10 protein-coding genes and 2 other annotated features (1 of these 12 cut by a window edge) are annotated in these 11,168 nt (G+C 34.2%); of the genes, 7 read left to right on the top strand and 3 right to left on the bottom strand.

The annotated features are described in order from the left end of the window. Positions 1–37: a binding site (T-box leader), on the top strand; it begins 155 nt to the left of the window's first position. Between the two features lie 32 nt (positions 38–69). Further along, positions 70–1,302, top strand: a complete 1,233-nt coding sequence (gene tyrS, locus DWY01_RS02660) for a tyrosine--tRNA ligase (RefSeq protein WP_117992798.1) — start codon at positions 70–72, stop codon at positions 1,300–1,302. A 16-nt stretch (positions 1,303–1,318) separates the two neighbouring features. On the opposite strand, the gene DWY01_RS02665 is transcribed toward tyrS, so the two are convergent. Together DWY01_RS02665 and aroF are read right to left on the bottom strand one after the other, a co-directional pair. Further along, entirely contained in the window at positions 1,319–2,248 is a 930-nt protein-coding gene (locus DWY01_RS02665; protein WP_117992801.1) for a TIGR01212 family radical SAM protein, read from the bottom strand. A 49-nt stretch (positions 2,249–2,297) separates the two neighbouring features. Then, positions 2,298–3,311 (bottom strand): 3-deoxy-7-phosphoheptulonate synthase, encoded by a 1,014-nt coding sequence (gene aroF, locus DWY01_RS02670; RefSeq protein WP_117992804.1) that lies wholly within the window; start codon positions 3,309–3,311, stop codon positions 2,298–2,300. A 355-nt stretch (positions 3,312–3,666) separates the two neighbouring features. On the opposite strand from aroF, the gene hpf reads away from it, so the two are divergent. From hpf to ileS, 4 genes are all read left to right on the top strand, one after another. Then, positions 3,667–4,200 carry a ribosome hibernation-promoting factor, HPF/YfiA family gene (hpf, locus tag DWY01_RS02675; RefSeq protein WP_117992806.1) on the top strand — a complete coding sequence of 178 codons (534 nt, stop codon included), beginning with the start codon at positions 3,667–3,669 and terminating at the stop codon, positions 4,198–4,200. A 116-nt stretch (positions 4,201–4,316) separates the two neighbouring features. Beyond that, positions 4,317–4,748, top strand: coding sequence for a cell division protein SepF (locus DWY01_RS02680; RefSeq protein ID WP_117992809.1), 432 nt, complete (start codon positions 4,317–4,319; stop codon positions 4,746–4,748). 24 nt (positions 4,749–4,772) lie between these two features. Next, the gene (locus DWY01_RS02685) at positions 4,773–5,501 is read left to right on the top strand and encodes an RNA-binding protein (protein WP_199519843.1); all 729 of its coding nucleotides are present in this window, start codon (positions 4,773–4,775) and stop codon (positions 5,499–5,501) included. After that, positions 5,495–5,708 (top strand) — a binding site (T-box leader). (Overlaps the previous gene by 7 nt.) Positions 5,709–5,744: 36 nt before the next feature. Next, positions 5,745–8,471 carry an isoleucine--tRNA ligase gene (ileS, locus tag DWY01_RS02690; protein ID WP_117992814.1) on the top strand — a complete coding sequence of 909 codons (2,727 nt, stop codon included), beginning with the start codon at positions 5,745–5,747 and terminating at the stop codon, positions 8,469–8,471. A gap of 650 nt (positions 8,472–9,121) precedes the next feature. On the opposite strand, the gene DWY01_RS02700 is transcribed toward ileS, so the two are convergent. Then, a complete protein-coding gene (locus DWY01_RS02700) occupies positions 9,122–9,637 on the bottom strand; it encodes a hypothetical protein (protein ID WP_117992817.1) in 516 nt (171 codons plus the stop codon). Positions 9,638–9,939: 302 nt separating this feature from the next. On the opposite strand from DWY01_RS02700, the gene DWY01_RS02705 reads away from it, so the two are divergent. Continuing rightward, the gene (locus DWY01_RS02705) at positions 9,940–10,680 is read left to right on the top strand and encodes a hypothetical protein (protein WP_117992819.1); all 741 of its coding nucleotides are present in this window, start codon (positions 9,940–9,942) and stop codon (positions 10,678–10,680) included. Between the two features lie 202 nt (positions 10,681–10,882). Continuing rightward, positions 10,883–11,089, top strand: coding sequence for a hypothetical protein (locus DWY01_RS02710; RefSeq protein WP_371412811.1), 207 nt, complete (start codon positions 10,883–10,885; stop codon positions 11,087–11,089). Positions 11,090–11,168: the final 79 nt, after the last annotated feature.

The following is an 11,168-nucleotide window of genomic DNA, read 5'->3' on the forward strand; positions in this document are numbered from 1 at the left end:
TGAAGTAAGGTGGTACCGCGATTCAATCGTCCTTATAGGGCGATTTTTTTTATTTTCAAGGAGGACAAAATGGAATTATTTGAAGAGTTAAAATGGCGTGGACTTGTTGACAACGTGACAAGCGAAGAAGTAGAAGATGTAATCAATAATGGAGAGGTTACTTTCTATATTGGTACAGATCCAACGGCAGACAGCTTACATATTGGACACTATTCATCATTGTTGATGGCAAAACGTTTAGAAAAACATGGACATCACCCAATCATGTTGGTGGGTGGAGCCACAGGATTTATTGGAGATCCAAAAGCTACTGGAGAAAGAAGTATGTTGACGCCTGAGGTTTTAAAATCAAACTATGATGCGTTACATGCACAAATCTCTAAATTATGGGGCTTTGACATGGTTAATAACTTAGACTGGACTAAGGATATCACAATCATTGATTTCTTACGTGACTACGGAAAATTGTTTAACGTAAATTACATGTTGAATAAAGAAACAGTTAAAAAACGTTTAGATTCAGGAATCAGTTATACAGAATTCTCTTATATGATCCTTCAGTCATTGGACTTCTTAAATTTATACCAAACGAAGGGTTGTACAATGCAGATTGGTGGACAGGACCAATGGGGAAATATCACTTCAGGTCTAGAGTTGATTCGTAAAAAGTGTGGAGCCGACGTGAAATGTTATGGTTTAACAATGCCTTTGATCACGAAAGCGGATGGAACAAAATTTGGTAAGAGTGAAACGGGAACTGTATGGTTGGATCCTAAGAAGACTTCACCTTATGAATTGTATCAATTCTTATTCAATACGGATGATTCAAAGGTTATTGAATACTTAAAGAAATTAACTTTCCTTACAAAAGAAGAAATCGATGCGTTAGAAGTTTCTTTAAAGGAAGATGCTGGAAGACGTGAAGCTCAAAAGAAATTGGCTGAAGAAGTTGTTCGTGATCTACATGGTGAAGAAGGATTGGAATCTGCACTTAAAATCACAAATGCATTGTTTAGAGGTCAATTGAATGATTTGGATGAACAACAACGTCTAGATGCCGTTAAGAATATGGATAAAGTAGACCAAGAAGCTGGCAAGACTTTAATTGATGTTTTAGTTGAGGCTAAGATCGCATCAAGTCGTCGTGAAGCTAGAGAATGGATCAAGGGAAATTCAATCAGCTTAAATGGTGTAAAAGTAAATGATGAAGCCTTAGTGATTGATTCTACACAAGCGTATGTATCTAACTATGTGATCATTCGTCGTGGTAAGAAAAGATATTATTGTTTAAATTTGAAGTAAAATAAAAGATACGTGGTTAGACATTTTTGCCTTGCCACGTATTTCTTTTTACCATTAACTTATCGATTTCATTTGTCACAATGGTCTTTTTGATTGTCCATTTTGGTTCAATCAGATCTTTTGCGATACCATCACCTGTTAAGCGTTCAATGATACATTCTTGTGGTAATAATTCGAGCTGATCGACCACGATATCTGCATATTCCTCTAAACTTAGAATATGAAACGAATGTTCCTTATATTCTTTAGCCATTTGTGTGCCTTCAATTAAGTGAAGCATATGGATTTTGATCGCATCGACAGGATGAGTGGATAGTTGTTTGACAGTTTCTAACATGTCTTGTTTGGTTTCACCAGGAAGTCCATTAATAATATGTACACAAGTTTTAATGTTTGTGTCCTTTAGCTTATCTAGCCAGTCAAATACAATTTGTGTTGAATGTTTACGATTACATCTTTCCATTGTTTTTTCATGCACACTTTGAAGTCCTAATTCAAGCCAGACTTCCTTGTCTTGGCTGTTTAAATATTCAATGATTTCATCACTTAAACAATCGGCGCGTGTCGCAATCGCAACACCTGGAATGTCTAGATTTTGAAAGAAAGGATCATAGATTTTTTTTAATACTTCAAGTGGAGCATATGTGTTGGAATAGCTTTGAAAGTACGCAAAGCCAATACAGTTTGGCCATTTGTTTTGCATACGCTTTAAGCCTTCTTGATATTGTTTTTGTAATGTATCATCAAAGCATAGAATGCTGTCACCTGAGCCCATGCTTGAACAGAAGGTGCATCCACCTGTGCTTTTTGATCCATCGCGATTGGGGCATGTAAAGCCTGCATTTAATGGAATCTTAGCCACTTTTTGATGGTATTTATTACGAAAATAATAATTAATTGTCTGATATCTTTTATTGTCATTTGAATATGGATATGGATTGTTCATTTTATCACCCGAACCATTGTAACATAAAAGAAACTGCGTGTGCAGTTTCTTATAACCCTCTTCCAATAACTTTTGCGATGGCTCTTCCTTTTTCAACTAAATTGGCATAGCGCTTTGGTTTTAAGCTTTGAGCACCATCGCTCCATGCGTTTTCAGGATCATCATGTACTTCAATAATCAATCCATCAGCACCAGCGGCAATGGCAGCTAAAGACAGAGATTCAATCAATTTATAATCACCAGCAGCATGGCTTGGATCAATAATAATAGGTAAGTGTGTTCTTTCTTTGATAATTGGTACAACACTTAAGTCTAATGTATTACGTGTATAGGTTTCAAATGTACGAATACCACGTTCACAGAAGATGACGTTTGGGTTTCCTTCGGACATAATGTATTCAGCAGCCATGATCCATTCTTGGATAGTAGCGGACATGCCTCGCTTTAATAGAATCGGTTTTTTTGTTCTTCCTACTGCTTTTAATAGGTCAAAGTTTTGCATGTTACGAGCACCAATCTGAATGATATCTACATTTTCGACGAATTCATCTAAATGTTCTGCACTCATTAATTCGGATACAATAGGAAGTCCTGTTTCTTTTCTAGCTTTTACCATGGCCATGATACCGGCTGTTCCCATACCTTGGAAGGCATATGGACTTGTTCTTGGCTTATAGGCACCGCCACGTAACATATCGGCTCCTGCAACTTTCACTTCTTTGGCAATACGGCAGATTTGATCTTCACCCTCAACCGAACATGGGCCTGCGATCATCGCAATTTTTTTACCACCAATTTTGATGCCGTTGACATCAACGATTGTATCTTCTGGATGAAACATTCGATTGGCAAGCTTATAAGGCTGGGCTACACGCTGAACGTTATATACGATAGGGTTGGCTAGAACGCTTTTTTCATCAACGATACTAGTGTCTCCAACCAATCCGAAGACATTGTAGTTATCTCCTTGAATCATTGTGACTTGAAGATTCATCTTTTCGAATTTGTGTAATAATTTGTCGACATCATGTTTGGTTGCATTTTTCTTTAAAGTAATGATCATAATAATATCCTTCTTTCCATGTAAAGTGAGTAACAAAAAAGCATTAACACTTAAAATTGTTAATGCTTAAAAGCCCTAATTAAAAATACCATTCTATTTTGATTGGCTTAATTAGGGCTATCTAAAGTAAAAGTAAAAATATGTTGTATGGATGTTCATGTTAATCACCTGTACATACTATAGCGCAATCTATGAAAATGTGCAAGATGTTTTCTGAAAAAAATTACATATATAGAGCTGTCAAGGTTCTTGGCAAACTTGGTTATATTTTTGTCATTTTTTGTCAAAAAGTGTAAAAGAAAATAAACGTGTTATAATCTAAGTAGAAATACAAATCATATAGGAGGTACATAATATGAAAGTCAATATTGTAGGAAAAAACATCACAGTTACAGAAGGAATCTCAGAAAAAATTCATAAGAAATTGGATGTTTTAACAAAGTACTTCATTATTAGCGAGGATGATGTAGCGAATGTTTTAGTTCGTACATATCCAACAAAACAAAAAATTGAAGTTACAATCCCAACACGTTATGCGATTCTTCGTGCAGAGGTTGTAGATGACGATTTATATGCAGCTATCGATCGTGCTGTAGATAAATTGGAAGATCAAATTCGTAGACAAAAAACGCGTTTAACACGTAAAAATAAAGAATCACTTGCCGAAGCTTTTGTGGATCATGAATTGTTTAATGATGATGTCGCCCAGGATGATGAAATTGTTCGTACAAAATCTATTGTTCCAACTGAAATGAGCTTGGATGAAGCAATTATGAAGATGGAATTATTAGGACATGATTTCTTCATTTATACGGATGATGAAACAAATAAAATCGCCGTTTGTTACAAACGAAATGATGGTGGATACGGATTGATTGAAACGGAATAAAAGGATAAAAGGCGTGTCAAAAAGGCATGCCTTTCAATTCGTAAGGAAATTATAAATATCGGTTTGATTAAGTTATTCTTTGTGCTATAATATTGTTCGTTAAGGAGGTTTTTCCCATGGGATTTATGGATAAAGTAAAAGACTTCGTTGCTCCAATCGAAGAAGAAGACGATTATCAAGAAGCACCACAAGCTGAAAAGGTAGAAGAAGTAGAACCTCAAAGTCGTTATGAGAGACCAAAAACTCGTACGAATACAACTTCTTTGAATTCAAATACAAAAATGGTATTGTTTGAACCAAGAAGCTTTGGAGAAGCTGAAGAAGTAGGACAACGTTTAAAGGAAGGTCGTGCTGTTGTAGTAAACTTACACAAGCTAGATCGTGATTATGCACAACGTACAATTGATTTCTTAACTGGTGTTGTATATGCACTTGATGGTAAGATTCAAAAAATCGGTCAGAACGTAATTTTATGTTCTCCAGCTGAAATCGGTGTTCAAGGAACTATTTCATTAGGAAGTCCTGATGACTTCGAAGATGAAGACTAATATTTACTATTAATGAGCTCATTTATGGTAGGTCATGAAGTGTTTATTTCGCAGATGAAAGATCAGATTCGTATTTTTCAAAAACAAAATAGGCCAATCATGACCTATTTTTTATCGGTATCCGAACAAAGTATTCTTCAAAGCATGGTGCCAAAAAATATATGTTTAGTTTTTGATGGTGGCTATGATCAGGCAGAAAGAAAAATAGCTTGTTTTATACCTGAGGGTTATGAAGGCTTTAGTGATTGTGTTTGTCTTCATGCCACATACAATGCGAAATTTAAAACATTGACTCACTCGGATCTTTTGGGATGCTTAATGCATTCTGGAATCGAGCGTAGTGTGATTGGTGATTTGATTGTACATGATGATGATCTTTATATTTTCTGTAAGGAAAAGATTTCAAAATATATTATTGATAATTGTACGCAGATCGGAAAGTGTACAGTTCATTTTGAAGAGTGTTTAGATTATGTCATCACCAAAAACAACACAAAAGAAATACGTATTATGTGCAGCAGTTTAAGACTGGATAGTATTGTGGCGCAATTGTCGCATTGTTCAAGGAGTGAGGCCTTGAAAAAAATTCATGCGGGATTTGTGAAAGTTAATGATGTGGTACTTGAACAAAATTTACAATTGTGTAATAATGATTTTGTGTCAATCCGAAAGACAGGCCGTTTTCAATTTAAAGAAGTCATTTCGACGACAAAAAAAGGAAGACTTGTTTTGAATTTTGATCAATATATTTAGCTATGAAAAAGACACGCCTTTATTCGTTAGGATTTTAGAGAGCAATGAAATTTTGGTGAAACATTGTATGAATAAGTTTAAGGGTATCCCTTTTGAGCTGATCTTACGAAATAGTAGTAGTTAGATCCGGTAGAACCGTTATCTCAATAAAGCGCATAGCGTAAGCTATGAATTAAGGTGGTACCGCGTGTTTATTACGTCCTTTTATAAGGGCGTTTTTTTTATTTTGAAAGGAGATAAAGTATGGACTACAAAGAAACTCTTCATATGCCTAAAACGGCATTTGAAATGCGTGGAAATTTGACTAAAAAAGAACCTGGTTTCCAAAAGCGCTGGCAAGACGAAAAATTGTATGAAAAGATGTTAGAAAAAAGAGAGGGAGCTACACCATTTGTGTTGCACGATGGACCTCCTTATGCGAATGGCGACATCCACTTGGGTCATGCCTTAAATAAGGTATTAAAGGATGTTATCGTAAAATCTCATTTTATGGAAGGATATAAAACACCATACATTCCTGGTTGGGATACACATGGTTTACCTATCGAAACAGCGGTTACAAAATTAGGTTATGATCGTAAAAAGATGGGTATCGCTGAATTTAGAAAGATTTGTTACGACTATGCTTTAAAACAAGTCGCAAATCAAAAGGCAGGATTCTTAAGCTTAGGATCGATTGGAGATTATGATCATCCTTATATCACTCTTCAAAAAGGTTTTGAAAAACACCAAATCGAAATCTTTGGAAAGATGGCTATGAAAGGTTTGATCTATAAAGGATTAAAGCCTGTTTATTGGTCACCAAGTAGTGAATCTGCATTGGCGGAAGCGGAAGTTGAATATAAAGATGTGAAGAGTCCAACAATCTATGTTAAATTTGCCGTTAAAGATGGTAAAGGAGTATTAGATACAGATTGTAACTTCGTTATTTGGACAACAACTCCTTGGACAATTCCTGCAAACTTAGGAATTAGTGTAAACCCTGATTTTGACTATTCATTAGTGGATACAGAAAAGGGAAAATTAATCATGTTATCAAGCATGGTTGAAGAATTATGCGATAAATTTGAAGTTGAAAAACGTGATGTTTTAAAGACTTTCAAAGGTAAAGAATTCGAATACATTACATGTACACACCCATTATATCCAGAAAGAGAAAGTTTATTGATGTGTGGAGATCACGTAACTGCAGATGCTGGTACTGGATGTGTTCATACAGCGCCTGGATTTGGTGTGGACGACTTTAATATTGGTATGAAATATGGTTTACCAGTATATTGTAACGTAGATGCACAAGGATGCATGATGGATGATGTTGGTGAATGGCTTGCAGGTCAATATGTTGAAGATGCCAACAAGACAGTCACTCAAAAATTAGATGAATTAGGTGTGTTATTAAAGCTTCAATTTATTACCCACTCATACCCACATGACTGGCGTACAAAAAAACCGATCATTTTCCGTGCAACAACACAATGGTTTGCGTCAATTGATCAGATTCGTGATGAATTACTTGAACAAATTCACTCTGTATCTTGGATTCCTTCATGGGGTGAACAACGTATGCACAATATGATTGCGGATCGTAATGACTGGTGTATTTCTCGTCAACGTGCATGGGGTGTACCAATTCCTATTGTTTATGGTGAAGATGATACGCCAATTATGGATCAGGCTATCTTTGATCATGTTGCTGAATTAGTTGGCGAATATGGATCTAATGTATGGTTTGAAAGAGACGTAAAAGATTTATTACCAGAAGGATATACAAATGAACATTCTCCAAATGGTATCTTCCGTAAAGAAACAGATACAATGGATGTTTGGTTCGATTCAGGATCAAGTCACACAGGTGCTATGATGGATCGTGGTTTAGGCTATCCTGCTGACTTATACTTTGAAGGTAGTGACCAATATCGTGGATGGTTCAACTCAAGTTTAATTGTAGGTACAGCCGTTCATGGTAAGGCTCCATATAAACAAGTATTATCACATGGCTTCGTAATGGATGAAAAGGGCGTTAAGATGTCTAAATCACAATGGAATGCTGTGGCTCCTAGTGAAATCACTAAGAAATATGGTGCAGATATCTTGCGTTTATGGGCTTGTAGCGTTGACTATCAGGCTGATGTTTCAATGGGTCAAAAGATCTTGAAACAAGTAAGTGAAAACTATCGTAAGGTACGTAATACATTGCGTTTCTTAATGGCAAACTTAGATAATCAACAATTTACTGCCAAAGATTGTGTAAACTTCAATGAATTAAGTGAATTGGATCAATATATTTTAACTGAATTAAAGGATGCTGTAGATTATTGTCGTAAGGCTTATAATGAATATCGTTTCTCTGATGTTGTTACATATTTGACAAACCTAATGACAAATGAATTATCAGCATACTACTTAGATTACACTAAGGATATTCTATATATTGAAAAGGAAGATGCTCCAGTTCGTCGTCAAGTTCAAACTGTACTTTATAATGCCGTTGAAGTGATGACTAAATTATGGGCTCCAATCTTGGCTCATACTTGTGAAGAAGTCAATGACTACATGCATTTTGATGCAGAAAGTATCCACTTAACTACATTCAAAGACTTAGAATTAGACTTTGATGCAGACAAGATTAAAGCGGACATGGAAGAATTATTCAAGGTTCGTAAGGATGTCTTCAAAGCTTTAGAAAATGCACGTGCTGAAGGTTTAATTGGTAAATCATTAGAAGCACATGTTGTATTACATGTAAGTGATGCACAAAAAGAAATTATGGATCGTGTATTAAATAATGCAGCACAATGGTTTATCGTATCGAAAGTAACATTCACAACGGATGAATTAGAACAATTTGAAGTTTGTCAGGTAAAAGTAGAAAAGGCTACAGGTCACGTATGTCCTCGTTGCTGGAACTACACTGAATCTGATAATGAAGATGGATTGTGTGATCGTTGTAACCACGTATTACATGACTAATATGTAAATGAAAAGAGTAACTCTATTTGACAAGAGTTACTCTATTTTTTATTTTGTCTGTTGTGATGATTTTATAATCTTTTGTTTCTAAATCCGATGAAACATCACTATCTTTATCTACAATCCATATCGCTTGTACATCATAATCAAATATGCGTTGTTTGTCTTTTTGTTTTGAGGTGCAGAAAATTTATATATTGATGATTTTGAGTATGGCAATATAATCGAAGGTTTGAATAATTTGTTTAATAAGCTCATAGTAGATTGGAAGGTATACCGATGCAGTAGATGAATTAATTAACAAAAATCTTTCACGCACCTATTAAGAAATTCAAAGTAAATATAGGTTTAAGTTTATGCAAAAGACAATGTTTAAACAAATAGGCGGTATATATGAACAAAAGGCGATTGTTTTATTTCTTGGATTATTCTTCTCAAAGAAGAACAAGTTGAAATTGGAAAAAGAGGACAGCGACTCTACGATAAAATGAAAAGTTATCTTGTTGACATTGGCAAAAAGGCTGAAGAAGTTTTTTTGTCTTGTAAAAAAATGCTAGTATGTGAGGCACACCGAAATGGAGAATGCAGAATTTATATATGAAAAACAATAACGGCAAGGAATTCTTGCCGTTATTGTTTTATGTTAGCATTTATTTTTTAATATATATTCCAGAATCTACAACAATTTGTTTTATCTTATTCATAGCTGCCTTCTTCTGTCTATATACAGTGGAGTTTGAATCTCTTTTTTTGTAAATGTAATCCAGTAGCGCTTTGACAATTTCTAAATCATCAATATCATTAATATCTATTTTGATATTGGAAACATCTTCACTTGTGTTCTCGGAAGAATGAACTGTGCTAAAAAGCTGTCCGTTTGATGTGATTTGAGCTATAAACTCAGGATCTTTATATTCTTTTATAATAATTGTAGAAAAAGTTCTTAATGCTCTACCTAAACTATTTAAAGGTAATGCACTCTCTAATTTAATAGATAAAACCGATTTTTCAAGAGATATTTTCTCGATTTTTTTTGGGTTTTGCATTTGATACGTTCGATTGTTGTAATCTTCAATAGCGTTATCAATCACATCTTCTTTATCTGTAAAGGTAATTGTAGGAGATGGATTTGCAAAAGTAAGTTGAATATTATAGATATAACTCATTTTATTTTCGCCTCCGTGTTATAAGTTTAGCATAACTTTCAAAAAAAAGTAAGGTGATTTTAAAATCGTATTCAAAAAATGTTGCAAAATATATTTGATGATGATATAATATGAATACGAAGTTCAATATATAAAAAGGTGAAAGGAGGATTAATATGTTTTGTAACGATATGTAGAAATCATAATCTATTAGATGATGAACTTGAAGAGGAATTGATGGACAAGATATATGATTGATTTAGCGGGGAACCTCCCCTGAATCACCATAGAAACATAATAAAAACACAGGAGGAGAAAACAAAATGAAACTTGTAGAAACGTCTTTGAATCTTAGAATTGAATATGGTAAAAGTAAGGAGAATTATTTGATTTCAGAAGATATTGCTAAGAAACAATTATCTCTTTCAGATACGGATATATATACCAATGTTGAATTTATGGATTGTGACAATGAAGCATATTTAAAAATGTTTGAAAATTCAGGATATAATAGCTTTATATCTTTAGATGCAAAAGGCAGAGGCATTCTTTGTGAAATCAAAAATGAATATGCGGTAAAAACCATAGGTGAAATGACAGAGCCACATATGTTGCATTTACGTATAGAAAAAGGAAATGAATATATTGATTTAATTACAGTTCGGCTTTTGGTTGCAGGTGGTGATGATGTGGATTTCAAAGATAGAAATAAGCAGTGGAAAAAAATAGTAAATTATATCGACGCTTTATCAGATAAATCACATATTGTTTTAACCGGTGACTTTAATCACGGCGTAATAAGTAATGATATTACCAAATATTATAATAGGCCTCGACAATTTTTTAATTATCAGATGATTGTAAATGATCTTAAAAATAAGAATATTAGCCTATATTCAATGGAAGGCAACAGTTATCGTGGTTATATGAAAATAGATCATATTGCCACCGGAGAAGGCGTAATCGTTAATAAAGCCATTTATAAGGATGTTTTTTGTAATATGAAGCAAGGTATTGGCATTCCTGACCATAGTTGCATAATTGCTAACATCAAATCTGCGTAATGGTATTGTTTTCTTTAGTAGACAGGCAGAAGTTGGTTAGACAAATGCAGAACACATCAATTTTTTTAAACTTATGGAGAAACATAGGAAATATGCTGATATAAACGAAAAAACAATCTTAGCTGAAAAAATGCTAAAAACGCTAAAAGTATTAGTGATATTTTATGGTAATACTTTTCATTGATTAATGGAGAAGTATGATTTGATTATTTGGGCACATCATGGTATGTTTGCGGCAGGACCTGATTTTGATACAACTTTTGGATTGATGCATACGGCTGAAAAGAGTGCAGAAATTTTATCTATGACATCAAAAAAGCGACAGACGATAACATCAGATGATTTTAGATCTTTAGCTAGGGATTTTAATTTGTCTTTACCTGAAGAATTCTTATATGAAAAAGAGTAACTCTATTTGACAAGAGTTACTCTCAGACTGTTGACAAAGTGACTGTCGACAGTCTTTTTAAAATCTGATAGAATATCTG

This window comes from Eubacterium sp. AF22-8LB, assembly GCF_003458715.1.
Classification (GTDB): domain Bacteria; phylum Bacillota_I; class Bacilli_A; order Erysipelotrichales; family Erysipelotrichaceae; genus Holdemanella.

Excerpts from the sequence above, each read along its gene's own strand:
- tyrS (WP_117992798.1), top strand. The coding sequence starts at position 70 with ATGGAATTATTTGAAGAGTTAAAATGGCGTGGACTTGTTGACAACGTG.
- DWY01_RS02665 (WP_117992801.1), bottom strand. The coding sequence starts at position 2,248 with ATGAACAATCCATATCCATATTCAAATGACAATAAAAGATATCAGACA.
- aroF (WP_117992804.1), bottom strand. The coding sequence starts at position 3,311 with ATGATCATTACTTTAAAGAAAAATGCAACCAAACATGATGTCGACAAA.
- hpf (WP_117992806.1), top strand. The coding sequence starts at position 3,667 with ATGAAAGTCAATATTGTAGGAAAAAACATCACAGTTACAGAAGGAATC.
- DWY01_RS02680 (WP_117992809.1), top strand. The coding sequence starts at position 4,317 with ATGGGATTTATGGATAAAGTAAAAGACTTCGTTGCTCCAATCGAAGAA.
- DWY01_RS02685 (WP_199519843.1), top strand. The coding sequence starts at position 4,773 with ATGGTAGGTCATGAAGTGTTTATTTCGCAGATGAAAGATCAGATTCGT.
- ileS (WP_117992814.1), top strand. The coding sequence starts at position 5,745 with ATGGACTACAAAGAAACTCTTCATATGCCTAAAACGGCATTTGAAATG.
- DWY01_RS02700 (WP_117992817.1), bottom strand. The coding sequence starts at position 9,637 with ATGAGTTATATCTATAATATTCAACTTACTTTTGCAAATCCATCTCCT.
- DWY01_RS02705 (WP_117992819.1), top strand. The coding sequence starts at position 9,940 with ATGAAACTTGTAGAAACGTCTTTGAATCTTAGAATTGAATATGGTAAA.